At 60.1% G+C, this 26122-nt stretch carries 27 protein-coding genes; 6 read left to right on the top strand and 21 right to left on the bottom strand.

Annotation, left to right across the window (positions count from 1 at the left end; translation table 11 throughout):
* Nucleotides 1-230: 230 nt before the first annotated feature.
* From ispH to murJ, 6 genes are all read right to left on the bottom strand, one after another.
* Entirely contained in the window at nucleotides 231-1166 is a 936-nt protein-coding gene (gene ispH / locus AB5Y81_RS01055) for a 4-hydroxy-3-methylbut-2-enyl diphosphate reductase (protein WP_017780262.1), read from the bottom strand.
* Entirely contained in the window at nucleotides 1166-1618 is a 453-nt protein-coding gene (gene fkpB / locus AB5Y81_RS01050; protein ID WP_065018301.1) for an FKBP-type peptidyl-prolyl cis-trans isomerase, read from the bottom strand. Before fkpB ends, ispH begins: the two co-directional genes overlap by 1 nt.
* Nucleotides 1615-2118, bottom strand: coding sequence for a signal peptidase II (gene lspA / locus AB5Y81_RS01045; protein WP_065018302.1), 504 nt, complete (start codon nucleotides 2116-2118; stop codon nucleotides 1615-1617). The genes fkpB and lspA overlap by 4 nt, the downstream gene beginning before the upstream one ends.
* Nucleotides 2118-4979, bottom strand: a complete 2862-nt coding sequence (ileS, locus tag AB5Y81_RS01040; RefSeq protein ID WP_279484875.1) for an isoleucine--tRNA ligase — start codon at nucleotides 4977-4979, stop codon at nucleotides 2118-2120. The genes lspA and ileS overlap by 1 nt, the downstream gene beginning before the upstream one ends.
* The gene (ribF, locus tag AB5Y81_RS01035; RefSeq protein WP_005308812.1) at nucleotides 4979-5953 is read right to left on the bottom strand and encodes a bifunctional riboflavin kinase/FAD synthetase; all 975 of its coding nucleotides are present in this window, start codon (nucleotides 5951-5953) and stop codon (nucleotides 4979-4981) included. The genes ileS and ribF overlap by 1 nt, the downstream gene beginning before the upstream one ends.
* A 142-nt stretch (nucleotides 5954-6095) precedes the next feature.
* Nucleotides 6096-7661: a murein biosynthesis integral membrane protein MurJ gene (gene murJ, locus AB5Y81_RS01030; protein ID WP_279484876.1), complete on the bottom strand. Its 1566-nt coding sequence runs from the start codon at nucleotides 7659-7661 to the stop codon at nucleotides 6096-6098.
* A gap of 191 nt (nucleotides 7662-7852) precedes the next feature.
* On the opposite strand from murJ, the gene rpsT reads away from it, so the two are divergent.
* Nucleotides 7853-8116, top strand: coding sequence for a 30S ribosomal protein S20 (gene rpsT / locus AB5Y81_RS01025; RefSeq protein ID WP_005308808.1), 264 nt, complete (start codon nucleotides 7853-7855; stop codon nucleotides 8114-8116).
* A gap of 48 nt (nucleotides 8117-8164) precedes the next feature.
* Here the strand turns inward: rpsT and AB5Y81_RS01020 are convergent, their stop codons facing one another.
* From AB5Y81_RS01020 to rppH, 8 genes are all read right to left on the bottom strand, one after another.
* Nucleotides 8165-8467, bottom strand: coding sequence for a metalloregulator ArsR/SmtB family transcription factor (locus AB5Y81_RS01020; RefSeq protein ID WP_005308804.1), 303 nt, complete (start codon nucleotides 8465-8467; stop codon nucleotides 8165-8167).
* A gap of 49 nt (nucleotides 8468-8516) precedes the next feature.
* Nucleotides 8517-9449, bottom strand: a complete 933-nt coding sequence (gene nhaR, locus AB5Y81_RS01015) for a transcriptional activator NhaR (protein ID WP_005308802.1) — start codon at nucleotides 9447-9449, stop codon at nucleotides 8517-8519.
* The gene (locus tag AB5Y81_RS01010; protein ID WP_005308716.1) at nucleotides 9436-9819 is read right to left on the bottom strand and encodes a hypothetical protein; all 384 of its coding nucleotides are present in this window, start codon (nucleotides 9817-9819) and stop codon (nucleotides 9436-9438) included. The genes nhaR and AB5Y81_RS01010 overlap by 14 nt, the downstream gene beginning before the upstream one ends.
* Before the next feature lie 20 nt (nucleotides 9820-9839).
* Entirely contained in the window at nucleotides 9840-11030 is a 1191-nt protein-coding gene (gene nhaA / locus AB5Y81_RS01005; protein ID WP_010635142.1) for a Na+/H+ antiporter NhaA, read from the bottom strand.
* A gap of 225 nt (nucleotides 11031-11255) precedes the next feature.
* Nucleotides 11256-12050: a thymidylate synthase gene (thyA, locus tag AB5Y81_RS01000; RefSeq protein ID WP_005308712.1), complete on the bottom strand. Its 795-nt coding sequence runs from the start codon at nucleotides 12048-12050 to the stop codon at nucleotides 11256-11258.
* Nucleotides 12047-12874, bottom strand: a complete 828-nt coding sequence (lgt, locus tag AB5Y81_RS00995) for a prolipoprotein diacylglyceryl transferase (protein WP_279484877.1) — start codon at nucleotides 12872-12874, stop codon at nucleotides 12047-12049. The genes thyA and lgt overlap by 4 nt, the downstream gene beginning before the upstream one ends.
* Before the next feature lie 67 nt (nucleotides 12875-12941).
* Complete coding sequence (gene ptsP, locus AB5Y81_RS00990; RefSeq protein WP_017785581.1) at nucleotides 12942-15221, bottom strand: phosphoenolpyruvate--protein phosphotransferase; 2280 nt, start codon at nucleotides 15219-15221, stop codon at nucleotides 12942-12944.
* Between the two features lie 14 nt (nucleotides 15222-15235).
* Nucleotides 15236-15763: an RNA pyrophosphohydrolase gene (gene rppH / locus AB5Y81_RS00985; protein ID WP_005308708.1), complete on the bottom strand. Its 528-nt coding sequence runs from the start codon at nucleotides 15761-15763 to the stop codon at nucleotides 15236-15238.
* Between the two features lie 733 nt (nucleotides 15764-16496).
* Between rppH and mutH the strand changes: the two genes are divergently transcribed.
* Together mutH and AB5Y81_RS00975 are read left to right on the top strand one after the other, a co-directional pair.
* Nucleotides 16497-17171, top strand: coding sequence for a DNA mismatch repair endonuclease MutH (mutH, locus tag AB5Y81_RS00980; RefSeq protein ID WP_005308705.1), 675 nt, complete (start codon nucleotides 16497-16499; stop codon nucleotides 17169-17171).
* Nucleotides 17172-17252: 81 nt separating this feature from the next.
* Nucleotides 17253-17582 carry an isoamylase early set domain-containing protein gene (locus AB5Y81_RS00975; protein ID WP_005308703.1) on the top strand — a complete coding sequence of 110 codons (330 nt, stop codon included), beginning with the start codon at nucleotides 17253-17255 and terminating at the stop codon, nucleotides 17580-17582.
* 103 nt (nucleotides 17583-17685) lie between these two features.
* Here AB5Y81_RS00975 and rplS read toward each other — a convergent pair whose 3' ends face one another.
* The 5 genes from rplS to ffh all read right to left on the bottom strand — a co-directional run bounded on the left by rplS (nucleotide 17686) and on the right by ffh (nucleotide 21203).
* A complete protein-coding gene (rplS, locus tag AB5Y81_RS00970) occupies nucleotides 17686-18033 on the bottom strand; it encodes a 50S ribosomal protein L19 (RefSeq protein ID WP_005308701.1) in 348 nt (115 codons plus the stop codon).
* Between the two features lie 32 nt (nucleotides 18034-18065).
* Nucleotides 18066-18815: a tRNA (guanosine(37)-N1)-methyltransferase TrmD gene (trmD, locus tag AB5Y81_RS00965; protein WP_005308699.1), complete on the bottom strand. Its 750-nt coding sequence runs from the start codon at nucleotides 18813-18815 to the stop codon at nucleotides 18066-18068.
* A gap of 34 nt (nucleotides 18816-18849) precedes the next feature.
* On the bottom strand, nucleotides 18850-19371 hold the full coding sequence (gene rimM / locus AB5Y81_RS00960; RefSeq protein WP_005308697.1) for a ribosome maturation factor RimM: 522 nt from the start codon (nucleotides 19369-19371) through the stop codon (nucleotides 18850-18852).
* Between the two features lie 24 nt (nucleotides 19372-19395).
* The gene (rpsP, locus tag AB5Y81_RS00955; RefSeq protein WP_005308695.1) at nucleotides 19396-19644 is read right to left on the bottom strand and encodes a 30S ribosomal protein S16; all 249 of its coding nucleotides are present in this window, start codon (nucleotides 19642-19644) and stop codon (nucleotides 19396-19398) included.
* A gap of 182 nt (nucleotides 19645-19826) precedes the next feature.
* Nucleotides 19827-21203, bottom strand: coding sequence for a signal recognition particle protein (gene ffh / locus AB5Y81_RS00950; RefSeq protein ID WP_005308693.1), 1377 nt, complete (start codon nucleotides 21201-21203; stop codon nucleotides 19827-19829).
* 221 nt (nucleotides 21204-21424) lie between these two features.
* On the opposite strand from ffh, the gene ccsA reads away from it, so the two are divergent.
* Both ccsA and AB5Y81_RS00940 read left to right on the top strand, forming a co-directional pair.
* Nucleotides 21425-22216, top strand: coding sequence for an inner membrane protein YpjD (gene ccsA / locus AB5Y81_RS00945; protein ID WP_005308690.1), 792 nt, complete (start codon nucleotides 21425-21427; stop codon nucleotides 22214-22216).
* A gap of 43 nt (nucleotides 22217-22259) precedes the next feature.
* Nucleotides 22260-23540 (top strand): HlyC/CorC family transporter, encoded by a 1281-nt coding sequence (locus tag AB5Y81_RS00940; RefSeq protein WP_005308688.1) that lies wholly within the window; start codon nucleotides 22260-22262, stop codon nucleotides 23538-23540.
* Between the two features lie 54 nt (nucleotides 23541-23594).
* Here the strand turns inward: AB5Y81_RS00940 and AB5Y81_RS00935 are convergent, their stop codons facing one another.
* The gene (locus AB5Y81_RS00935) at nucleotides 23595-24062 is read right to left on the bottom strand and encodes an Rrf2 family transcriptional regulator (protein WP_279484879.1); all 468 of its coding nucleotides are present in this window, start codon (nucleotides 24060-24062) and stop codon (nucleotides 23595-23597) included.
* Between the two features lie 110 nt (nucleotides 24063-24172).
* Here AB5Y81_RS00935 and hmpA point away from each other — a divergent pair, with 110 nt between their 5' ends.
* Nucleotides 24173-25366, top strand: coding sequence for an NO-inducible flavohemoprotein (gene hmpA / locus AB5Y81_RS00930; RefSeq protein ID WP_117404972.1), 1194 nt, complete (start codon nucleotides 24173-24175; stop codon nucleotides 25364-25366).
* 102 nt (nucleotides 25367-25468) lie between these two features.
* Here the strand turns inward: hmpA and AB5Y81_RS00925 are convergent, their stop codons facing one another.
* Nucleotides 25469-26062 carry a tetratricopeptide repeat protein gene (locus tag AB5Y81_RS00925; protein WP_017780272.1) on the bottom strand — a complete coding sequence of 198 codons (594 nt, stop codon included), beginning with the start codon at nucleotides 26060-26062 and terminating at the stop codon, nucleotides 25469-25471.
* Between the last annotated feature and the right edge of the window lie 60 nt (nucleotides 26063-26122).

Here is a 26122-nt window from a genome sequence, read left to right as displayed (position 1 = left end):
CCGGCTGCACATCCATCTGCCATCAAGCCGGTGATAAGTTCATCAGCAGTCTAGGCCGCGAACCTTCGCTTGCAATTCAATCTACTCAAATCTTGGACATACATCATCAAATTTCGCTGCGATCTCACGGCAACGCGGCCAACAAGAGCCATAAGAATCACCCATGAAAAAGCCACCTCGCTGGAGGTGGCTCAATCAGAGACTGTGTAGTCCCGCAGGGGACGCATCGCTCACAGGATGCGCAGTTCCGGCGGCACTTCAAACACCACGTTCTCTTCACGACCGGGGTGTTCGGCCACCACCTTGCCGCCCAGCTCGCGCAGACGGGTGATGACGGACTGCACCAGCACCTCGGGGGCGGAGGCACCGGCGGTGACACCGATCGCCTTGACTCCCGCCAGCCAACCGGCCTCGATCATGGAGGCGTCGTCGATGAGGTAGGCCTTGGCGCCCACCTTCTCGGCCAGCTCCCGCAGGCGGTTGGAGTTGGAGGAGTTGCGCGACCCCACCACCAGCATGGCGTCCACCAGCCCGGCCATCTCCCGCACCGCATCCTGGCGGTTCTGGGTGGCGTAGCAGATGTCATCCTTGCGCGGCCCCTGGATATTGGGGAAGTGCGCCCGCAATGCATCGATCACGTCCGAGGTCTCGTCCACGCTGAGGGTGGTCTGGGTGACGAAGCAGAGATCGTCCGGGTTCTTCACCTTGAGCCTGGCCACGTCTGCCGGCGTCTCCACCAGATACATGCCGCCCTCGCGATTCTCGTACTGCCCCATGGTGCCGATCACCTCGGGATGACCGGCATGACCGATGAGCACGGCTTCGGAGCCCTTGCGACTGGCGCGATGGACCTCCATGTGCACCTTGGTCACCAGCGGACAGGTGGCATCGAACACCTTGAGAGCGCGGGACTTGGCCATCTCGCGCACCGCCTTGGAGACGCCGTGGGCGGAGAAGATGACGATGCTGTCGTCCGGCACCTCATCCAGCTCCTCGACGAAGACGGCACCCGCCTCCTTGAGCTTGTTCACCACGTAGCGGTTGTGCACCACTTCATGACGGACATAGATGGGGGCACCAAACTTCTCCAGCGCGCTCTCGACGATGCTGATGGCACGGTCGACACCGGCGCAGAAGCCACGGGGGTTAGCCAGCAGGATATCCATCAGTGCACCTTCTCCTCGTCATCAACCCCCAGGATCTCCACCTCGAAGGTGACGGTGTGACCGGCCAGGGGGTGGTTGAAATCGACCGTCACCGACATCCCTGCCACCGCCCGGACGATACCCGGCAGCTCGCTGCCGTTGGGCTGGTCGAACAGTATGATGGTGCCGACTTTCGGCTCCACATCGGCACCGAACTTGGCGCGGTCCAGATGGTAGATGTTGTCGGGGTTGGAGAGTCCGAACGCCTCTTCCGGCGCCAGGGTGAAGCTCTTGCTCTCCCCCTCGCGCAGCCCCAGCAGGCACTGTTCGAAGCTCGGCGTCAGACTGCCGTCTCCCATCCGCAGACGAGCCGGCTTGCCGTGCAGCGCCGTGCTGTCGGCCACCGAACCATCTTCCAGCTTGATGGAGAAATGGAACAGTACGCTGCTGTCCGCAGCAATCAGCTGGCTCATGAGTTCGCGTCCTGTTTTTTCTCGCCACGCAAGCCGTCCAGCACGATCATGGCGGCACCGATGAAGATGAAGCTGTCGGCCAGGTTGAACGCCGGCCAGTGGGCGCGCTGCCAGTAGAAGTCGAGGAAGTCGACCACATGGCCCAGCACCAGCCGGTCAAACACGTTGCCGAGCGCCCCGCCGATGATCAGGCTGTAGGCGATGCCGCTCCAGCGCTGGGTGACGGACTGCTTGCGCAGCCAGTGGATCAGCAAGCCGCAGATGGCAAACGCCAGCACCGCGAAGAACCAGCGCTGCCAGCCGCCCTGATCGGCCAGGAAGCTGAAAGCAGCCCCCTTGTTGTAGACATGGACCAGGTTGAAGAAGGGGGTGATCTCCACCCCCGGGTAGCCAAATGGCAGCAGCTTGACCACGGCGAGCTTGCTCGCCTGGTCCAGTACAAAGGCCAGCACTGCCAGCCACAGCCAACGCAGGCCGCTTTTATGGTGAGTCATGTTCATCAGGCAAATTGACGAGTTTCGCCGTCACCCTCGACGTTGGTGACGCAGCGGCCACAGATCTCTTCGTGACCCGCGATGGTGCCCACGTCTTCCACATGGTGCCAGCAGCGGTCGCACTTGGCGGCGGCAGACTGGGCCACGCTCAGCCACAGGTCATCACGCTCGGTTGCCACGGCCTCAGCCGGTGCGGCATCGACGCTGACCACCTTGGCCTTGGAGGTGAGCAGCACGAAGCGCAGCTCATCGGCCAGGGCGTTCAGACGCACCGCCAGCTCAGGCTTGGCGAACAGGGTCAGTTCGGCCTGCAGAGAACCGCCGATGCGCTTCTCGCCACGGGCCACTTCCAGCGCCTTGTTCACTTCACCGCGCACGGTGAGGATCTCGGCCCAGAACTCGTCGTTCAGCACTTCGCCCGTTTCCAGCCCGAACAGGCCGTCGTACCACTCCTCGGTGAACACGAACTCGCCGCGCTCGCCCGGCAGCAGGGCCCAGATCTCGTCGGCAGTGAAGCTCATGATGGGCGCCATCCAGCGCACCATGGCCTCGGCGATGTGATAGAGGGCGGTCTGGCAGGAGCGACGGGCCAGGCTGTCGGCCTTGGCGGTGTACTGACGATCCTTGATGACGTCCAGATAGAAGGAGCCCATCTCGATGGAGCAGAACTGCATCAGCTTCTGGGTCACGCCGTGGAAGTTGTACTCGTCGAACGCCGCCACGATCTCGGCCTGTACCGCCTTGGCACGGCCCACGGCCCAGCGATCCACCACCACCATGTCGGCCGGTGCCACCATGTCGGTCGCCGGATTGAAGCCGTTCAGGTTGGCCAGCAGGAAGCGGGCGGTGTTGCGGATACGGCGATAGGCATCGGCGGAGCGCTTGAGGATCTCGTCGGAGACGGTCATCTCGCCGGTGTAGTCGGTGCTGGCGACCCACAGACGCAGGATGTCGGCACCCAGCTTGTTCATCACGTCCTGCGGGCTCACCACGTTGCCGATGGACTTGGACATCTTGCGGCCCTGACCGTCCACGGTGAAGCCGTGAGTCAGCACCTGGTTGTAGGGGGCCTTGTCCTTCATGGCGACGCCGATCATCAGGGAGGACATGAACCAGCCACGGTGCTGGTCAGAGCCTTCCAGATACATGTCGGCCGGCTTGCCGTTGAACTCGGGACGGGCGTCGACCACGGAGGCGTGGGTAGAACCGGAGTCAAACCAGACGTCCAGGGTATCGGGCACCTTCTCGTAGTTGTCGGCATCCGCGCCCAGCAGCTCGGCCTTGTCCAGATCCCACCAGGCCTGGATGCCGGACTGTTCGACCCGCTTGGCCACCTCTTCCATCAGGCGCACGGAATCCGGGTGCAGTGCCTGGGTATCCTTGTGGACGAACAGGGAGATGGGCACGCCCCAGGTACGCTGACGGGAAATACACCAGTCAGGACGGTTCTCGACCATCGCCTGAATGCGGTTTTTACCCCAGGCAGGCACCCAGCCGCTCTGACCGTGCTGGGCAATGCCCTCTTTCTCGATGCGCTCGATCTCTTCCAGCGCACGCTTGCGCAGACCCTTCTGCTCCATGCTGATGAACCACTGGGGGGTGGCACGGAAGATGATCGGGGTCTTGTGACGCCAGCAGTGCGGGTAGGAGTGGTTGAACACCTTGTGGTGCAGCAGGGCACCACGCTCGGTCAGCACCTCGACCACGGCCGCATTGGCCTTGAACACGTGCTGGCCGGCAAACAGTTCGGTATCCGGCAGATAGACGCCGTTGCTGCCAACCGGGTTGGCCACTTCCAGACCGTACTTCTGACCGACCACGAAGTCTTCCTGACCGTGGCCAGGGGCGGTGTGCACCGCGCCGGTACCGGCGTCCAGGGTGACGTGATCACCCAGCACCACAGGCACGTCGAAGCTGTAGAAGGGGTGGTTGAAGCGCAGCAGCTCGAGTGCGGCCCCCTTGGCGTAGCCCAGGTTGTGGAAGTGCTCGATGCCAGCGCGATCCATCACGTCCTTCACCAGCTCGGCGGCCAGGATCAGACGCTCGGGATTGTCACCCTCTACCTGCACCAGCGCATAGTCGAGATCGGCGTGCATGGCGATGGCGCGGTTGGCCGGCAGGGTCCACGGGGTGGTGGTCCAGATCACGGCAGAGAGGGGTCCCTTGCCGGTGTGGCCTTCGGCGCAGTCAAACTTGGCGGCCACGGTAGCCTCGTCGACGGCCTTGAAGCGCACGTCGATGGAAGGGGAGTTCTTGTCGTAGTACTCCACCTCGGCTTCAGCCAGCGCGGAGCCGCAATCGGTACACCAATGCACCGGCTTGGAGCCTTTGTGCAGGTGGCCGTTTTCAACGATCTTGGCCATGGAGCGGATGATGTTGGCTTCGGTGCCAAAATCCATGGTCAGGTAGGGGTGTTCCCAGTCACCCAGCACGCCCAGACGGATGAAGTCGGTCTTCTGCGCTTCGATCTGGGTCTTGGCGTATTTGCGGCACTCGGCGCGGAACTCGGCGGCGGAAACCTTCTCACCCGGCTTGCCGACCATGCCTTCCACTTTCAGCTCGATGGGCAGACCGTGGCAATCCCAGCCCGGCACGTAGGGGGAGTCGAAACCGGAGAGGCCCTTGGACTTGATGATGATGTCTTTGAGGATCTTGTTGACCGAGTGACCGATGTGAATGCTGCCGTTCGCATAGGGGGGGCCATCGTGCAGAATGAACGAAGGCTTGCCCGCTTTGGCGCGGCGAATGGCGCCGTAAAGATCCTGATCGTACCAACGTTTCAGCATGTTGGGTTCGCGCTTGGCCAGATCGCCACGCATCGGAAACTCGGTTTCCGGAAGATTCAGGGTGTGTTTATAGTCGCTCATCAGTCCTGGGTTCCCTTCTTTTCTAAAAGAGTGCTGGGTAAATGAAATTGTGGCAGCCCGAACCAGGCTCGGGCCGCCAGGGCATCTCGTTCGATCTGCTCTTTCAAGGCGGTGAAAGAGGCAAACTTCTGCTCTTCGCGCAGCTTGTGGCGAAGCAGCACCTTGACCTGTTGACCATAAAGGTCGCCAGAAAAATCAAATAGATGTACTTCCAATCTGGCTTGTGTACCGCTCAAGGTCGGCCGTACACCCACATTGGCGACACCGGGGAAGGTCTTGCCGGAACATATCACTTCCACCGCGAACACGCCACCGACCGGGATCACCTGACGCTTGAGGGCCAGATTGGCGGTGGGAAAACCTATGGTGCGGCCCAGCTTTTCACCGTGGGCCACTCGACCGCTGATGGTATAGGGACGGCCAAGCATCAGCTCCACCTCCGCCATCCGGCCGGCCGCGAGGGCCTCGCGCACTAGCGTGCTGCTGACCCGCTGACGGGACAACTGGAAGCTCTGGGTGCTGATCACCTCGAAGCCGAAACGCCGGCCGGCCTCCTCCAGCAGGTGGAAGTCCCCTTCCCGCCCCTTGCCGAAGCGAAAATCGTCGCCGACCACCAGATAGTGCACGCCGAGTTTCTCCACCAGCAGTTGCTCGATGAAGGTGGTGGCGGACTGCTCGGCAAAGCGGTGGTTGAAGCGCACGCAGAGCATGCGATCGATCTGCATCCCCTTGAGCGCCTCGTACTTCTCCCGCAGGCGGCTGAGGCGGGCCGGCGCCGCGGCCCCGGCAAACAGCTCCAGCGGCTGGGGTTCGAACAGCATGACGCAGGCCGGCAGGCCGAGCTGGGCGGCCTTTTCCTGCAAGCGAGCCAGCACGGCATGATGACCCTGATGGACCCCATCAAAGTTGCCAATGGTCAATACACACCCCCGGTGACGGGGCTTGATATTGTGAATACCGCGGATAAGCTCCATCAGTGCCTTGTGCTTTGCTGCTATGAAAATCGCCGGATTATATATCAGGCGGCACGCCGGGTCAGCCCTGTTGCTGACCCGATTTCAGCCGCTCCGCCCCGACAACAGGTTCAGGTGGGGCTATCTCGCCGCAGGGGCTGACTCAGTCGTCCCGCCCCGCTCTCAGATCTCTTGGCCGGATCCCAACCGCCAGCAGGACACCGGCATAGATGGCGCCCCCCACGACCAGCAGCATGGCCAGCTGCATGGTCGCCTTGCTCATGTGCCAGGCGCCCCACTGGGCCAGATCCGGAGAGAGGTACAAGAGCACGCCCCCCATCAGCAGGCTGGCGGTCAGCAGCTTGAGACAGAATACCCCGGTGTGACGGGACGGACGGTAGACGCTCTGCTGATGGAGCCCCCTGAACAGCAAAGCCGCGTTCAGTGTGCCCGAGCAGGCGGTCGAGAGGGCCAGCCCCACGTAGCCGAGCGGATAGATGAAGAGCAGGTTGCAGACCATGTTGGCCGCCATCGAGATCATCCCGATCCGCACCGGCGTGCGGGTATCCTGGCGGGCGTAGTAGCCCGGTGCCAGCACCTTGATCAGCATCAGCGACAGCAAACCCGTGGTCGATGCCAGCAAACTGGCACTCGACATGCTCACCTCGTGCAGACCGAACTCGCCGCGCATGAACAGCACCCGCAAGATGGGCTCGCGCAGCACGGCGATGCCCACCATGGCCGGCAGGCCGAGCAGCATCACCATCCGCACCCCCCAGTCCATGGTGCGGGAGAAGTCGGCCGGGTCGGCATCCACGTGCTTCTTGGCCAGCGCCGGCAGAATGACGGTGCTGATGGCGACGCCGAACATGCCGAGCGGGAACTCCAGCAGCCGGTCCGAGTAATAGAGATAACTGATGGCGCCGGTCGCCAGGAAGGAGGCGAGCATGGTATTGACCAGCAGGTTGATCTGGCTGACCGAGACCCCGAACAGGGCCGGGATCATCAGGGTGCGGATCTTCACCACCCCCGGGTGGTGCCAACCCCACTTGGGCCACACCAGCATGTTGAGCTGGCGCAGGAACGGGAACTGGAACAGGAACTGCACCAGACCGCCGAGGAAGACACCGATGGCCAGTGCCAGCTCGGGATTGTCGAGCCAGGGTGAAATCCACCAGGCGGCGGCAATCATGGTGATGTTGAGGAAGATGGGGGTAAAGGAGGAGACCCCGAAGCGACCGAAGGTGTTGAGAATGGCCCCCGCCATGGCGGTGAAGGTGATGAACCAGAGGTAGGGGAAGGTGATCTTGAGCATCAGGCTGGCCATCTCGAACTTCTCGGCCGCCGGCCCGCCGTGCAGCCAGTCCCAGAACCAGCCCCAACCAAACAGGGCGGTCAGCACGCCTGACCCCAGCACCCCGAGCAGGGTGACCACAGTAACGATCCCCCCCAGGGTGCCCGCCACCGCAGCCAGCAACTCGCGCACTTCGCTCTCGTCGCCCTTTTTCTTGTACTCCGTCATCACGGGAACAAAGGCCTGGTTGAAGGCACCTTCGGCGAACAGGCGGCGCAGAAAGTTGGGAATGCGGTTGGCAAAGAAGAAGACGTCTGCGGCCACCCCGGCGCCAAGCAGATTGGCGATGACCACATCGCGAACCAAGCCCATCACGCGGGACGCCAACGTCATTCCGGACACTATCATGCCGGATTTGATCAATTTCTTACTCAAGACGAGGCCTCTGGAACTGTCGGAATGAAAAGAATGCTGATAGAATCGGCCGACAGTTTAACCGTCTCCCACCTGACACACCACCGGGGGGCGGTGTTTATTTGCACAAATCATTTGACAATATGTGGTTGAGAAGGCATATTTCCGGGCCTTTTCAATACACTCGCTAAGACAGTTTTAGGAGTTTTACCTTGGCTAACATCAAATCTGCTAAGAAGCGCGCTCTTCAGTCAGAGAAACGTCGTCAGCACAACGCCAGCCGTCGTTCCATGACCCGTACCTACCTGAAGAAAGTCATCGCTGCCATCGCCTCCGGCGACAAGGCTGCTGCGACTGCCGCTTTCGCTGTTGCTCAGCCGATCATGGATCGTATGGCGACCAAAGGCCTGATCCACAAGAACAAAGCTGCTCGTCACAAGAGCCGCCTGTCTGCCCAGATCAAAGCTATGGCTTAATCAGCGTCTGCTGATAAAGCTGAAAAAACCGGCCTTTGTGCCGGTTTTTTATTTCTGTTCGCTGCAGTACAACTTGTGCAGCAACCCTATCATCTCGCGCACCTCGTAGCTGCGCAGCGAATAGTAGACCGTCTGGGCCTCCTTGCGCGTCTCCACCAGTTCATCCCGCCGCAGCACGGCCAAGTGTTGTGACAACGCCGACTGACTCAGACCAAGCCGCTCGTTGAGCTCCCCCACCGACAGCTCCCGCTCCAGCAGCTGACACAAGATAAACAGCCGCCGTTCATTGGCCAGCGCCTTGAGCAGTGCCACCGCCCGGCTCGCATTGGCCTCCATCTCTTCCAGTTGCATCTCATTCCCTCTCGTTCGAGGCAAGAATCATACTCTGTGGCCCGTCAATTTAAAATGACAGGGTTGCCGGTTGAATCATGGCAAAGTCCTCCTGGCCGGCAAACAGGAAGGAGAAATCACTCTCGCACACCCGTTTTACTGCCGGGTGCTGGATCATCCGCTCGGCGAAGATGACGTAGTACTCCTCCATCAGATCCTGGGTCTCGCCCAGCAGCATCACCCCCTCCCCTTCCAGGATCTCCTCCCGGTAGATGGTGGGCGCCATGAAGATGCCCTGGTTGAAAAAGCCAAACGCCTTCATCAGGGCCGCATCGTCAAACTCGCCGAGAATGCTGGGGGAGACCCCCTGCTGCTCGAACCACTGGGTCAGCTGGCGACCCATGGCGGTACGCCGGCCGGGGATCAGCAGCTTGCGCTCCTCCAGACAGGCGGGAAACGGCAGCGATGGCAGCGGCGCCTTGCAGAAGAAGCTGACCCCGCAACCACCGAGCCGCTTGGAGAGCAGGCCGGCGTGCTGGCTGGAGTCCACCGGGCAGTCGGAGAGGATCATGTCGAGCTTGTGCTCACTCAGCTGCTCCAGCAACAACTCGTGGGTCGATTCGAAACAGCGCAGGTGGATGGAGCCATCATTGGGGATGACGGAGAGCAGCACCCGGCTGGCGAGGCGTTTTGAGAGGGCGTCGGCGATGCCGACGTCGAACAGGATCTGGCTCTCCTTGCGGTAGTTGACGATATCCAGCATCTCGTAGGAGAGGCTGAACATCTTGTCGGCATAACGGAACACCAGCTGGCCCAGCTCGGTCGCCTCCAGGGAGCGCCCCTTTCTTATCAGCAATTTGCCACCGAGGCGCTGCTCCAGCAGCTTGATCTGGCCGGTGACGGTCTGCGGGGTCAAAAAGAGGGCTTCCGCCGCTTGCGTGACGGAGCCCTTCTTCTGGGTCATCCAAAAATAATAGAGATGGTTGTAGTTAAGGTGTGACATCCGATGGGGTTCCCGCCTGGCGCGGGCTCCGGTAGCAACTGAGTTCAGCCGCCAGAATGTCATACATGTCGCTGATCGAGTCAACCTTGTTCGCGCCGAACTGCTCCTGCAGGTGGGCCTTGAGGCTGACCGGATCCGGCATCCGCTCCCCGCAGTAGCGCTTGTTGGACTGCTTGACCCGCTCGCCGGCCCGGCTGCTCAGCGCCCGCTCGGCGAAGGTCTCGCCAAACTGCGCCTTGGCCTGCTTGTCCCCCAGCAGCAGGGCGCTGTCGACCACGCCGCTGAGGTAGGCCGAGCAGCTGGCCGAGGCTGCATCCTGCTGGCAATCCTGCAGACTGCCGGCCCAAGCCGCCTGGCTCAGCGCCAGCATGGCCAACCATCCTACTCTTTTCATAACCCCTCCGTGCTTTGATCGGCCTCCCGGTTCGGGAGCGCCATGCGCAGGGCGAGATAACCGACGATCGCCGCCAGGGTGGATCCCACCAGGATCCCGAGGCGAGAGTAGCTGCCGTAATCCAATCCGCCGTGCTCGAAGGCCAGCGAGGCGATGAACATCGACATGGTAAAGCCGATGCCGCACAGAATGCTGACCGCAAAGATCTGTCTGAAGTTGACCCCGGGTGGCAGTTGGGCAATACCCAGCTTGACCGACAGCCAGCTGATGGTGAACACCCCGAGCGGCTTGCCGATGAACAGCCCCAGCATGATGCCCATGGGCACCGGGCTCAGCAAGGAGGAGAGGCCTATCCCTTCCAGCGACACCCCGGCATTGGCAAAGGCGAACAGCGGCAGGATCAGGTAGGCGCTCCAGGGGTGCAGGGCATGCTCTAGATGCTTGAGTGGCGAGGCATAACGCTTGCCGTTGAGCGGGATCATGAAGCCCACCACCACGCCGGCCAGGGTCGCATGGACGCCCGACTTCAGCACTGCCACCCAGAGCACCAGCCCGACCAGCATGTAGAGGCTGATCCGATCCTCGCCGCGGCGATTCATCCACAGCAGGGTCAGGGTCGCCAGGATGCCGATCGCCAGCGCCGTCAGCGACAGCTGCTGGGTGTAGAACAGGGCTATGATGATGATGACCCCCAGGTCATCCATGATGGCCAGCGCCAGCAGAAACACCTTGAGGCTCACCGGCACCCGCTTGCCGAGCAGCGCCATCACCCCGAGAGCAAAGGCGATGTCGGTAGCGGCGGGAATGGCCCAGCCGGCACGCGCCACTTCGTCCGAGTAGTTGAAGAAGGCATAGATCAGCGCAGGCGCCAGCATACCGCCCACCGCCGCGATGGCCGGGAAGGTGGCCTGCACCCGGGAAGAGAGGGCCCCTTCCAGCATCTCGCGCTTCACCTCGAGGCCGACCAGCAGGAAGAAGACCGCCATGAAGCCGTCGTTGATCCAGAGCAGCAGCGGCTTGTTGATGTCGAGGGCGGCAATGCGCACCTGCACCTGGGTATCGAGGAAAGCCTGATAGCTGCCAGCCAGACCGCTGTTGGCCAGGATCATCGCCAGCATGGCTGCCATGATCAGAATTATTCCGGAGGCGGCCTCCAGCTTGAGGAACTTCTTGATTACGTCGCTCATGGTTAAAATATCCACAGTCTTACTTTGATTTGAGTCTATATCCGATAACAATCCGTGAAAAATCGTTTCTTACTGCGAAATACAACGAAAAAACCGAAGGCAAAATCAAACATGCCTGCTATAAGCAGGTTTTCTCTCGGGCAGATATCACTCGAAACTCCCCCATAAGAATGAATACTCTGTGGTTTTTATGCATAAAAAGGCGCCTCATGGGCGCCTTTCACATCAGATGGCGACGGGCGCCTTGATGCCGGGATGGGGGTCGTAACCCTCGATCTCGAAATCCTCGAACCGGTAGTCGAAGATGGAGTCCGGCTTGCGTTTGATCAGCAGGGTCGGCAGCGGGCGCGGCTCGCGGGAGAGCTGCAGCGCGGTCTGCTCCATGTGGTTGGAGTAGAGGTGCACGTCACCACCGGTCCAGACGAAGTCCCCCACTTCCAGGTCGCACTGCTGGGCCATCATGTGGGTCAGCAGAGCGTAGCTGGCGATGTTGAACGGCAGGCCGAGGAAGACGTCACAGCTGCGCTGATAGAGCTGGCAGGAGAGTTTGCCGTCCGCCACGTAGAACTGGAAAAAGGCGTGGCAGGGGGCCAGCGCCATCTTGTCCAGCTCGCCCACATTCCAGGCAGAGACGATGATGCGACGGGAATCCGGGTTGTGCTTGATGTCGTCCACCGCCTTCTGGATCTGGTCGATGACAGACCCGTCAGCCGCCGGCCAGGAGCGCCACTGGGCGCCGTAGACCGGGCCAAGATCTCCGTTCTCGTCGGCCCACTCGTCCCAGATACTGACACCATTTTTTTTCAGATAGGCGGTATTGGTGTCGCCGTTGAGGAACCAGAGCAGCTCGTGAATGATGGAGCGCAGGTGGCACTTCTTGGTGGTCACCAGCGGGAAGCCTTCGGCCAGGTTGAAGCGCATCTGATGGCCGAACAGGGAGACGGTGCCGGTACCGGTACGGTCGGACTTGACGGTTCCCTCATCCAGGATCTTCTGCATCAGGTCGAGATAGGCTCTCATTGCTTTGCCTCCTTCACGACGTTGCCGAACAGCTGCGGGCGCTTGTAGGCAGCCCAGATCATCAGGGCACCGATGAGGATCATCGGAGTAGAGAGGATCTGCCCCATGCTGATCTCGTTGAAGTAGAGCCCCAGCTGGCTGTCAGGCTGGCGTACGAACTCCACCAGGAAGCGGAACAGGCCGTAGAACAACAGGAACATGCCAGAGATGGCGCCGCGCGGCGGGTTCTTGCGCCAGAACAGGTTGAGGATGATGAACAGTACCACCCCTTCCAGAGCGAACTGGTAGAGCTGGGAGGGGTGGCGCGGCTCGGGGCCCGCCTCCGGGAAGATGATGGCCCAGGGCACATCTGTGACCCGACCCCACAGCTCGCCGTTGAGGAAGTTGCCGATGCGGCCGACGCCGAGGCCAAACGGAATGAGCGGTGCCACGAAATCGGCCACGGTAAAGAAGTGGCGCTTGGTCTTGTGGGCAAACCAGACCATGGCGGTGATGACCCCGATCAGGCCGCCGTGGAACGACATGCCACCGGTCCAGATCTTGAACAGGTAGAGAGGATCGGCCAGGAACATGTCGAAGTTGTAAAACAGCACGTAACCGACCCGACCACCCAGGATCACCCCGAGGAAGCCGTAAAACAGCAGGTCGGACACCTCGTTACGGGTCCAGCCGCTGTTCGGCGCATCGGCGCGACGCCCCGCCAGCCACATGGCAAAAGCGAAGCCAAACAAGTACATGAGACCATACCAGCGTACCGATAGTGGTCCCAAACTGAATGCTACGGGATCAATCTGCGAGAAAACCCAATATCCATCGTGCTGCATAAGCGGCCCCAGTCATAAGAAAAGCCGCATTTTCCGATCATTCGTCAGCAGGGACAAGGCATGATTATCAATCAATCTGTTTCGCTTTGTGACCGGCGCGCAGCAAACCGCCCAGACCGTGCTCTTCCAGATAGCGGGCAAACAGGCCGCGCAACACGTGCGGATTGTCGTGCTTGAGGCCGTCGGTCAGCAGCACCGTCAGCTCGCTCAGGTTGGCCTGGCGCAGCACGTACTTGATGCGGGCGATGTTGTGGGTGTTCATGCTGAAGCGGCGATAGCCCATGGCCAGCAGCAGCAACACCCCGACCGGATCACCGGCCAGCTCGCCACACACCGACACTGGCTTCTGATAGCGATGTGAGGCGTCAACCAGCAGCTGCAAGGCGCGGATCACCGCCGGATGGAAGGCGTCGTAGATGTTGGCGACCCGGGCGTTGTTGCGATCCACCGCCAGCAGGTACTGGGTCAGGTCGTTGCTGCCCACCGACCAGAAGTCGATGAGCGGGGCCATTTCGGGCAGGATGTAGAGGGCGGAAGGCACCTCGATCATCACCCCCAGGCTCGGGTAGCGGATCACCGCACTGCGGCTGGCCGCCTCTTCCGACACCTCGCGCCACGCCTGATCCAGCAGGCGGCGGGAGGCCTTGATTTCGCTGACGCTGCTGATCATCGGCAGCATGATGGCCAGATTGTCCAGCCCTTCGCTGGCCCGCAGCATTGCCTTGAGCTGCACCAGGAACAGTTCGGGGTGATCCAGGGTGAGTCGGATCCCCCGCCAGCCAAGGAAGGGATTTTCCTCGACGATGGGGAAATAGGGCAACTGCTTGTCCCCCCCCACGTCCAGGGTCCGCATGCAGACCGGCCGGTTGCGATAGGTCTCCAGAATGCCGCGATAACGGGCGGTCTGCTCCCACTCGGAGGGGAAGCTGTCCTGCAGCATGAAGGGGATCTCGGTGCGATAGAGGCCGACCCCATCCGCCAGCTGATTGAGAGAGATCTCGGTGTCGGCGCTGAGGCCAGCGTTGAGCAGCAGGGAGACAGGCACGCCATCGGCGGTCTCGGAGGGCTGGTTGTCGACGCTGCGCACCAGGGTATCGAGCGCCCGCTCCTCGCTCAGCAGCTGACGATACTCGGTCAGGATCACCTGATTGGGCTCGATGAAGAGATCGCCGCTGTAACCGTCGACCACCAACATGCGACCACCGATGTCGCCGAGCGGCAGATCCACCCCCATGATGGCCGCCACCCCCATGGCGCGGGCCAGGATGGCAGCGTGGGAGTTGGTGCCCCCCTTGAGGGACACCACCCCGGTCAGGAACTCGCGGGGCACCTCGGCGAGGATGGTAGCCGTCACCTCATCGGCAACCAGCACCACAGGCTCGCCGATAGCGATGTGCTCGGGCTCGTTTTGCACCAGTCGGCTGATGAGCCGCTGAGCGATGTCCTTCACATCGGTGGAGCGCTCCTGCAGATAGGGATCCTTCATCCCCTTGAACTGCTCGATGAGACGATCGCTGATGAGTTTGACCGCCGAGACCGCCGTCCAGTGCTCCTTGCTCACCTTGTTGCGGATCGGCTTGATGTAGCCGGGATCGTCCAGCAGATGCAGGTAGATATCGAAGATCGCCACCGAGTCCTGGCTGTAACTCTCGCGAAAACGCAGGGCCAGGCTCTCCAGATCGTGGCGCACCTCTTCCACCGCCACGTTCAGCCGCGCCAGCTGGCTGGCGTGATCCTCATCCTTGCGCGGGGTGATGGAGCGCAGCTCCTTGCGTGGCCGCCATACCCAGGCCTTGGCCATGGCGATGCCGCTGGCCCCGGCAATGCCGCGCAGCGGCTTGCTCCAGTCGGTCTTCTGCAGCCACCCCTTGGCCTGAGCCTGGGCGATGCGCGCCGCCAGCTGGGCCGCCAGGGTGACCATGAAGGACTCCTCCCCCTCATCGAAGAGACGGCTCTCCTTCTGCTGCACCACCAGAATACCCACCACCTGGCGCTGATGCATGATGGGGGCGCCGAGGAAGGAGCGAAACGCCTCTTCGGCCACATCGGGCAGGAATTTGAAACTGGGGTGGGAGGGGGCATCGGCCAGGTTGATCAGCTCTTCACGCTGACCCACCAAGCCGACGATACCCTGCTCGAACGGCAAGGTGGCCTTGCCCACCGCCGACTCGGCCAGACCGTCGGTCGCAGCCAGCCGGTAGCGGCGCATTTCAGGTTCGGAGACATAAACGGAACAGCAGTCCACCGACATGGCCAGCCGGGTCTGGCTGACCAATGCCTGCAAGGCCAGCTCGAGGGTATTGGCTTCGGCCATGCTTTCGACGATGCGTCTGAGTTCCGTTAACAACTAATCTGTGCTCCTTAGCGGGCGCGATTACGCCGCCCATCCTTCTTGTTGACCTGCACTGCCGGCACCGGCATCGCCAGCGGGGCAAACTCCTTCATCACCCGGCGATAGACTTCCCGCTTGAAGGAAACCACCTGACGCACCGGGTACCAGAAGCTGACCCAACGCCAGTCATCAAACTCCGGATGACCATGACAACCGAACTGGATCCTGGACTCCCTGCCCGGATCCAGCTGCAGCAGGAACCATTTTTGTTTTTGGCCAATACAGACCGGTGAACTGTCCCAACGAACGAGGCGTTTTGGCAAGCGATACTTCAACCAGTTGCGACTGGTCGCCATGATGGTCACATCCTCGGGCTTGAGGCCTATCTCCTCATACAGCTCACGATACATGGCCTGCTCTGGCGTCTCACCGTCATCAACTCCTCCCTGCGGAAACTGCCAGGAGTGCTGCCCATAACGCTTGGCCCACAATACTTGTCCGTCACGGTTACAGATCACGATTCCGACATTGGGACGAAACCCGTCGCCATCTATCACGTGATCACCTTATAAAGGCTGAATCTATAAGGGGATTGTTCCACATTCACCTCGTGGCAGCAAACAAGGACTGCAATCCCCCATTCATGAATAACTTTCGATTTCAAGCAAACTTATAAACAAATTAAAGGATCAGATCCTGCAAGTTGCCCACCCAGACTGTGCATAAGCCTGTGAGCAAGCGGGTATATACAGTAGTTTTATTTATCTGCTCCAAACTGCCCCACAGCATACAGGATGTGATAGAAAACAAAATATGTATTTAAATACATGGTGTTAAACAAAGAATGCTGGATCAAGATCCATGTCTTTTACCGCCAGCGATCCGGGATCCGGATTGTGAACAAGTTCGACTGTTCAAAGATCCACCACGGCTATTTTATCCACAGGAGTGGCACACTATCTGCCCCGATATCGCCGCAAAAATCGGTGCCGTTTCACATTTTTTTGTAACAACAGGGTGACTATTCCTACTTTTAAGCAGTTATCCAAGATTTCTGTGGATAACTGTGTGAAACAGCGCGAGCAAACCCTTGGACAACTATTTCAAGGCAGGATCCAGCGCTACGCCCATCGATAAATTGGAGACAAATCCCTTTAAAATCATTACGATAAACACTTACACACAAAACTGCCCCCCCTGTGCATACCCCTGCCAGGATCGGTTATAAAAACAGCGATCCTCAGGGAGGATCAGAGTTGCTAGAATAATCCCTCTTTGCAGGAGTCACTCATGCCCGCCAACCCTCGCTCCGAACAGGAACTGCTGGCCCGCGCCTACGCCATGGCCGGCTTCACCCTGGCCCAGCTGGCCGCCGACGCCAACATCGCCGTGCCGGCGGATCTGCGTCGGGACAAGGGCTGGGTCGGCCAGCTGATCGAGTGGCAGCTGGGAGCGAGCGCCGGCAGCAAGCCGGAGCAGGACTTCCCGGATCTCGGCATCGAGCTCAAGACGATCCCCATCGATCCTCAGGGCAAACCGCTAGAAACCACCTTCGTCTGCGTGGCACCGCTGATCGGTGTCAGCGGCCAGCGCTGGGAGGAGTCCAACGTGCGCAACAAGCTCTCCCGCGTGCTCTGGATCCCGGTGGAGGGCAGCCGAGAGATCCCCATCGGCGAGCGCCGGATCGGCATGCCGCTGCTGTGGAGCCCGAATGAAGAGGAGGAGATGCTGCTGCGCCAGGACTGGGAAGAGCTGATGGACATGATAGTGCTGGGAGAGGTGGAGCAGATCAGTGCCCGTCATGGCCAGGTGCTGCAACTGCGTCCCAAGGCGGCCAACAACAAGGCGCTGACCCGGGCCATCGGCCGCAACGGCCAGCCGATCCTGACCTTGCCGCGCGGCTTTTACCTCAAGATAGGTTTCACCCACGGCCTGCTGCAGCGCCACTTTGCCCTGCCCGCTTGATCTCTGTTATCAACATCCTTGTCATAAAGTGATATAAAAATAGACAGCCGCTATTTTTCGCAATCAGGACAAGGAGGCGTCATGCCGATCAACAAGCAATTTCTCAAGTCCCGCCCCGAGGTCAAGGTGACCTTTGCCGTGGAAAGAGAGGCCGCAGGAGAAGCCGAGCAGGTGTTGTTGCTGGGAGAGTTCAGCCAGTGGCAGCCCATCGAGCTCAAGCGGATGAAGAGCGGTGAGTTCAAGACCACCCTCAACCTGCCGACCGATGGCCCCAGCCATTTCGAATACTGCTATCAGCTGGTTCAGCCGAACGGGGAGACCCGCTACGACAACGACTGGGCGGCGGATGACTATGTGCCCGGTCCCTTCGGGCGAGACAACTCTGTGGTACGGGTCAGCCAGCCAGGTTGAGCCGGCACACCCGAAAGTGGATACAAAAAAGGCTCGCCATTGGCGAGCCTTTTCACTACCTGTCGAGCATTTCGCCGACATATCGACACCAATTCGAATCGAATTAGTTGAGCTTCTCTTTGATACGAGCAGCTTTACCGGACAGGTTGCGCAGGTAGTACAGTTTGGCGCGGCGAACATCACCACGACGCTTCAGTTCTACACTGTGGATCAGCGGAGAGTGAGTCTGGAATACACGCTCAACACCTTCGCCGTTGGAGATCTTGCGAACGGTGAAAGCAGAGTGCAGACCGCGGTTACGCTTGGCAATCACGATGCCTTCGAAAGCCTGCAGACGCTCTTTACCACCTTCTTTAACACGAACTTGAACACGTACGGTGTCGCCCTGGGCAAAAGCCGGGATGTCGGTACGCATTTGCTCTTGTTCAAGCTGCTGAATAATCTTGCTCATTGTCTTTCCTTACCTAGGATAAACTGAAAACTCTACTTAACGCTGTCACGCACTTCGCGGACATACTCGGCAAGAAGTGATTCTTGCTCGTCAGTCAGAGCTAGGTTGTTAATAAGTTCCGGCCTTCTTTGCCAGGTTCGTCCGAGCGATTGCTTGAGACGCCAGCGTCGAATCACTTCGTGATTGCCGCTTGTCAGCGCCTCGGGCACCGCCAACCCATCCAACACCTCCGGCCGAGTATAGTGGGGATGATCCAGCAGACCGTCCGTGAAGGAGTCCTGCTCGGCACTGGCCTGATCGCCCAAAACCCCTGGGACCAGACGCGAAACCGCATCGATCAGGGTCATGGCAGGCAACTCGCCACCACTTAACACGTAATCCCCGATAGACCACTCTTCGTCGACTTCGGTTTGTATCACGCGTTCATCGATACCTTCGTATCGACCGGCTACCAGAATCAGTTTCTGATTCGTCGCCAACTCGGTCACGCCCGCTTGAGTCAGCTTGCGTCCCTGAGGGGAAAGATAGATGACTTTCGCCCCGTCTCCCGCCGCTTGCTTGGCTGCATGAATCGCGTCACGCAGCGGCTGAACCATCATTAGCATGCCGGGCCCACCACCATAAGGACGATCATCGACCGTACGGTGTTTGTCGTGGGTAAAGTCCCGGGGGTTCCAGCACTCAATCTGCAGCAGGCCACTCTTGACGGCCCGACCCGTTACCCCGTGCTCGGTAATGGCTCGGAACATTTCAGGGAAGAGGCTAATCACCCCAATCCACATAAGAAACCTCCGGCACCCGTGTTAGCGCGGGAAACTAGAAACCAGGATCCCAATCAACTTCGATTGTTCGAGCAGTCAGATCAATATTCTTGATCACCTGCTCTTCCAGGAACGGAATCAACCGCTCCTTCGCACCAAAGGCATCTTTTACATTGGCCTCAACCACCAACACATCGTTGGAGCCGGTTTCCATCAATTCGGTCACCTTGCCCATGTCGTATCCCTTGGTGGTCACTACCGAGCAACCAATCAGGTCACGCCAGTAGAACTCGCCCTCAGGCAACGCAGGCAACAGATCGGCGGCTACGCCAATCTCGACATTGGTCAATGCCAGGGCATCCTCGCGCACGTCGATACCATCGAGTTTGCAGATCAGACCCTTGTTGTGACGCTTCCAGGATGAAACCTGAATTTCACGCCACACCCCGTTCTGATTGATCAGCCAGGGGTTGTAATCGAAAATCGCTTCGGCAACATCGGTGAAGGAGTTCACTTTAAGCCAGCCCTTGATGCCGTAAACGGTACCCAGGGTGCCCAGAACTACAGGTTTTTCCACCTTAACTCCTTACCGTTTGGCTGATTAAGCAGCTTTGGCAGCGTCTTTGATCAGCTTGGCAACGCGGTCAGAAACAGCGGCACCAGTAGCAACCCAATGCTCGATACGAGCCAGGTCCAGGTTCAGCTTTTCAGCGTTACCAGAAGCAACCGGGTTGAAGAAACCAACGCGCTCGATGAAACGACCGTCGCGGGCGTTACGGCTGTCAGCAACTACTACCTGGTAGAACGGACGCTTTTTCGCGCCACCACGTTGTAAACGAATGGTTACCATATCGTCCTCATTAACATCTAATGAACAAGGCCCGCAAACACGCGGACCCTAGCTTAAAATAAGCCGCATAATTCTACTTGGATTCGTAATAATTGCAACCAAGCCAGCCATTTTTTGCGCAGAGCCGCAATGAAAAGGGTCTGCCGCTGGCAGACCCTCACTCGCTACGTCAGCCCGAATAATCAGAACGGACCGCGGCCGCCACCGAAGCCGGGAGGCAGCATGTTCTTCATCTGGCTCATCATCTTGCGCATGCCACCCTTGCCGGACATCTTCTTCATCATCCGCTGCATCTCGGTGAACTGCTTGAGCAGCTTGTTGACGTCCTGCACCTGCATGCCGGAACCCGCGGCGATACGGCGCTTGCGGGAGCCCTTGATGAGGTCGGGATGGGCACGCTCCTTGGGTGTCATGGAGCTGATGATGGCCTCCATCCGCACGGTGAGCTTGTCATCCATCTGATCCTTGACGTTGTCCGGCAGGCCGGACATGCCGGGCAGCTTGTCGAGCATCCCCATCATGCCGCCCATGTTGCGCATCTGGGCCAGTTGCTCGCGGAAGTCTTCCAGATCGAAGCCCTTGCCACTCTTGACCTTGCTGGCCAGCTTGGCAGCCTTCTCTTTATCGACGGTGCGCTCCACCTCCTCGATGAGAGAGAGCACATCGCCCATGCCGAGGATGCGGGAGGCGAGACGATCCGGGTGGAAGGGCTCCAGCGCGTCGGTCTTCTCGCCCATACCGATGAACTTGACCGGTTTTCCGGTGATGTGGCGCACCGACAGGGCGGCACCGCCGCGGGCATCGCCGTCCGCCTTGGTGAGGATCACGCCGGTGAGCGGCAGCGCCTCGTTGAACGCCTTGGCCGTATTGGCGGCATCCTGACCCGTCATGGCGTCGACCACGAACAGGGTCTCCACCGGCTTGATGGTGGCGTGAAGGTGTTTGATCTCCTCCATCATCTCGCCATCGACGTGCAGACGACCGGCAGTATCGACGATCACCACGTCATAGAACTTCTTGCGCGCCTGATCGATGGCCGCGTTGGCGATGTCCACCGGCTTCTGGCTGGCATCGCTCGGGAAGAAGTCGACGCCGATGTCGCCGGCCAGGGTTTCCAGCTGCTTGATGGCCGCCGGGCGGTAGACGTCCGCACTGACCACCAGCACCTTCTTCTTGTTGCGCTCCTTGAGCAGCTTGGCCAGCTTGCCGACCGTGGTGGTCTTACCGGCACCCTGCAGACCCGCCATCAGGATGATGGCCGGCGGCTGGGCAGCCAGATTGAGCTGCTCGTTGGCCTCCCCCATCACGGAGACCAGTTCGCCGTGCACAATCTTGATGAAGGCCTGGCCCGGGCTCAGGGACTTGGCCACTTCCTGGCCCACCGCCCGCTCCTTGACACGAGCGACGAAGTCACGCACCACCGGCAGGGCGACGTCCGCCTCGAGCAGCGCCATGCGAACTTCGCGCAAGGTATCCTTGATGTTCTCTTCGGTCAGGCGGCCACGGCCGCTGACGTTGCGCAGGGTGCGCGAGAGTCGTTCAGTCAAATTCTCAAACATGACGCATTCCGGTTCTTGGCGTAACAAATGGGAGGCATTATACCTCACTCGCACGATGAGGACGATTATTCGCCGCACTCGGCTGAGGTCAGCCCTGTGCGGCTGGCCCAACATGCTGCCTATATATGGGCAGATCGGCGGCAGCACAACTGGCGAGCACATCTTGTGCAAGGTATACTGCCCTTCCTATTCCCAATCGCTTGCTCGACAACGACCCGGTTATGATCGTGATCTCTGTTCTGGCCCTGGCGTTCTATCTGCTGGCCATCATCGCCTCTCTGCACCTGCTGCTCAGTGCCAAACCAGTGGGACAAGCCCCCCTGTTTGCCTGCATCGGACTGGCCCTGATCGCCCATGGCGCCGCCCTCTCCGGCGAGGTGCTGGTAACCCACTCAGGGCAGAATCTGAGCATGCTCAACGTGGCCTCGCTGGTCAGTCTCATCATCAGCTGCTTCATGACCTGCGTCACCCGCCGCTTCAACGGCTGGATCCTGCTGCCGGTGGTCTACAGCTTCTCGGCCCTGTTGCTGGCCGCCAGCGCCCTCATTCCCGGTCGCTACATCACCCACCTGGAGGCCCATCCCCAGCTGCTGCTGCATATCGGCCTCGCGCTGATGGCCTACTCGGTATTGATGATCGCCTGCCTGTTTGCGCTGCAGCTCGCCTGTCTGGACCGGCAACTGAAGACGCGCAAGATCAGCCAGCTGCCGGCCATGCCGCCCCTGATGACGGTCGAGAAGCGGCTGTTCCAGCTCATCTCGGCCGGCGTCCTGTTGCTGACCCTCTCCATTGCCTCCGGCCTCTTCTTCCTCGAAGACATGTTCGCCCAGGGCAAATCCCACAAGGCCATCCTCTCGATCCTGGCCTGGTGCGTCTACGTGCTGCTGCTGTGGGGCCACCATACCCGTGGCTGGCGTGGTCGCAAGGTGATCACCCTGAGCCTGATCGGCAGCTTCATTCTGACCCTGGCCTACTTCGGCAGCCGCTTCGTCAAAGAAGTGCTGCTGAGCTGAACGCCCACTACTTCTTCATCACCCAGTCCCACAGGAGCCCTTCTTGGACAGTATCTCAACGAGTACATTGCTGATTGTTCTCGTTATCTTGATCCTCATGTCTGCCTTCTTCTCAAGTTCTGAAACCGGCATGATGTCGCTCAACCGCTACAAGCTGCGGCATCTGGCCCAGACCAAGCACAAGGCTGCCCGTCGGGTGGAGAAACTGCTCTCCCGGCCCGACCGCCTGCTGGGGCTGATCCTGATCGGAAACAACCTGGTCAACATCCTGGCGTCAGCCATCGCCACCATCGTCTGTATTCGTCTGTTCGGGGATCTGGGTGTGGCCATCGCCACTTTCGGCCTGACCCTGATCGTGCTGGTGTTTGGCGAAGTGACTCCAAAGACCCTGGCGGCCATGTTCCCGGAGAAAGTCGCCTATCCCGCCTCCTGGGTGCTCAAGGGGCTGATGGTGCCGCTTGCCCCCTTCGTCTGGATGATCAATGGCATCACCAGCGGCCTGCTCAAGCTGCTGAAGATCAATCCGAACAAGGATGACTCCCTCAATACCGAGGAGCTGCGCACCATCGTCAACGAGGCGGGCAGTCTGATCCCCCAGCGCCATCAGGAGATGCTGCTCAGCATCCTGGATCTGGACAAGATGACGGTGGAGCACATCATGGTGCCGCGCAGCGAGATCTACGCCATCGACATCAACGATGACTGGAAGACCATACTGCGTCAGCTGGCCCACTGCGCCCACACCAAGATCCTGCTCTATCGCGACAACATCGACGATGTGGTGGGCTTCCTGCACGCTCGCGACGCGCTGCGGCTGATGGCCAAGGATCAGTTCAACAAGTCGAGCCTGCTGCGGGAAGTGGACGAAATTTACTTCATTCCGGAAGGGACGCCCCTCAACGTGCAGCTGGCCAAGTTCCAGCGCAACAAGGAGCGGATCGGCCTCATCGTCGATGAATATGGCGATATCCAGGGTCTGATCACCCTGGACGACATCCTGGAAGAGATAGTGGGCGACTTCACCACTTCCATGACCCCGGCTCCCAGCGACGAGATCCATCCCCAGCCGGATGGCTCCTTCCTGGTGGAGGGCTCGGCCAGCATCCGCGAGCTCAACAAGGAGATGAACTGGCAACTGCCCATCGACGGGCCCCGTACCCTCAACGGCGTCATCCTCGAATATCTGGAGGAGATCCCCCAGCCCAACATCAGCCTGCGGCTGGCCGGCTACCCCATCGAGATCCTGGAAGTGGAGAACAACATGGTGAAGATGGCGCGGATCATGCCGGCGTTGTACCGAAACGAGTCGGGACTGGAAGATTGAAAAAAGGCTGCCGATGGCAGCCTTTTTCTATTGCGTCATTGGCCGGCGATCGGCTCACTCATCTTCGTCGCCAGGCTCCAGCATCAGGGTCGGGATCAACTCGCCGAAGACCTGTTGCAGCTCGTCGCGATTGGCCAGCAGATCCTGCAGCGTGTAGCTGTCCATCACCGCCAGAAACGCATTCATCGCCTCTTTCAGGGCACTCTTCAGCAGACAGACAGAGACGATGTGGCAGGCCGGCGAGTTGCAGTCGATGCCGTCCAGATTGCCTTCCAGCGCCCGGATCACCTGGCCGATGTTGATGCTCTCCGGCGCGCAGGCCATGCGAATGCCGCCATTCTTGCCGCGCTGGGACTGCAGGTAGCCCAGTTTCACCAGCTGGTTCACCACCTTCACCATGTGGTTGCGGGAGACGTCATACAAGGCGGAGACCTTGGCCACGCTAGACAATTCGCCCTCCGGCAGGGTCGCCAGATAGAGCAGGGCTCTCAATCCAAAATCGGTATAGCTAGTTAGTCTCATAGTGCCTGTGTCGCATCACGCGGAAATTGATTATTGATTCAGATCAAATAAACATCTAGGATGCAGCTTATTAAGTGACATTCTAGATGTTCAATTAGCAAGGAACCCCTATGTTAGACCAAGCCACCATCGCCGTCATCAAAAGCACCATCCCTTTGCTCGAATCAGCGGGCCCCGCGCTCACCCAGCATTTCTACCAACGCATGTTCAGCCATAACCCGGAGCTGAAGGACATTTTCAACCTGGCGCACCAGCGCAGCGGTGGTCAGCCGTTGGCGCTGTTCAATGCGGTGGCGGCCTACGCCAAGAACATCGACAACCTGGGGGCACTGGCCGGTGCCGTGGAACGCATCGCCCACAAGCACACAGGTTTCCTGATCCAGCCAGAACAATATCACATTGTAGGTAGTCATCTCTTGGCCACGCTCAAAGAATTGGGCGGAAGTGCGGTCACCGACGAGGTGCTGGATGCCTGGGGCAAGGCTTACGGCGTGCTCGCCAGCATCTTCATCGGCCGCGAGAGCGAGATTTATCAGGAGAAGGCGAACGAGATCGGTGGCTGGCAAGGCCCCCGCCCCTTCATGATCAAGGAGAAGCGGGTCGAGAGCGAGCTCATCACCTCCTTCCTGCTGGCGCCGGTAGATGGCAAGCCGGTGCTGGACTTCAAGCCGGGCCAGTACCTCAGCATCAAGCTGGTCCATCCCGAGCTCGAGTATCAGGAGATCCGCCAGTACTCCCTCTCCGATGCCCCCAACGGCCAGCACTACCGCATCAGCGTCAAGCGCGAGCCGCAGGGCCAGGTCTCCAACCTGCTGCACGATCATCTGCAGGAGGGCGATCAAGTGGAGCTGATGCCGCCCGCCGGCGATTTCTACCTGAAAGCCGATGGCCATACCCCGGTGGTACTGCTCTCGGCCGGTGTGGGTGTCACGCCGATGATGAGCATGCTCAACCAGCTGCTGACGAGCAGCCATCAGGCCGACATCACCTGGCTGCACGCCTGCGAACAGGGCGCCGTGCATGCCTTCAGGGAAGATATTCAGCAAAAATCCCGCCAGCACGCCAATCTGCTGAGCCGGGTCTGGTATCGGGAGCCACAGGCCAGTGACGTGCAGGGCGAAGACTACCATCATGCTGGCACCATGGATCTGAGTGCCGTGCAGGAGCGCATCACGCCGCAGGCCCACTACTACTTCTGCGGTCCTCTTGGCTTCATGCAGGCGGTCAAGCAGCAGCTGATCGCGGCGGGTATTCCGGCCGGCCAGCTCCATTACGAAGTTTTTGGTCCCCACCAAGATCTGTAAGGCGGGCGGATCCCTATAACCTCATGAGGGTCCAGCCTGTCACGGCACGGCGGCTAGCCCCTCCCGACCCACGGATGCAGATCCGTGGGTCATTTTTTGGGATCAGTGCATCGCCTTGGCACGGGCGATGGCGTTGGCCGGCATCCGGTTGCCGAGCCGGCTCAACAGACCGGTCGCCTTCTGGTGCAGTGCCTTGTCGCCGATCACCGTGCTGTGCAGCCAGTGGTAGGCCTCTTCATAGTCGAGCGGGCTGCCCATGCCCTGCAACAGCATCTCCACCCACTCGATCTGCGCCCGCTGGAAGCCCAGGCTGGCGGCCTCCCGCATCAGGGTCTCGGCCTTGAGCAGGTCCTTTTGCACCAGGGTGCCCTTCCAGTAGTAGCGACCCAGCTGTTCCAGCGCTGGCGCAAGCCCCTGGTTGGCCGCATCCCACATGAATTTCACCCCCAGCTCCGCATTGGGCTTGATGCAGACCCCCCAGGCCAGCATGTCCCCCCACAGAAACTGATAAGAGGGGATCTTCATCACCTCGGCCCGCACCTCGATATCCTGGGTGAGCTGGCACCTGTCCTGCTTGACCTGCTGCAGGTGACGGCCCTGCTCAATCCAGTTGAGCAGTTCGTCCTGACGATAGAGCGGCACCGCCTGCAGCGCACCACTGTCCACGGTCACGCCGCTGGCCGGGGTGCTGGTCATGGGACGATTGTTCGGCGAACGGTCACCCTCTGCAGCGACAGGCGCGGGAATGGGGGCTGC

This window comes from Aeromonas sp. s2 (assembly GCF_040907935.1).
GTDB classification, from domain to species: domain Bacteria; phylum Pseudomonadota; class Gammaproteobacteria; order Enterobacterales; family Aeromonadaceae; genus Aeromonas; species Aeromonas dhakensis.
The sequence above is the reverse complement of the archived record's forward strand: the minus strand, read 5'-3'. Positions and strand labels throughout refer to the sequence as shown.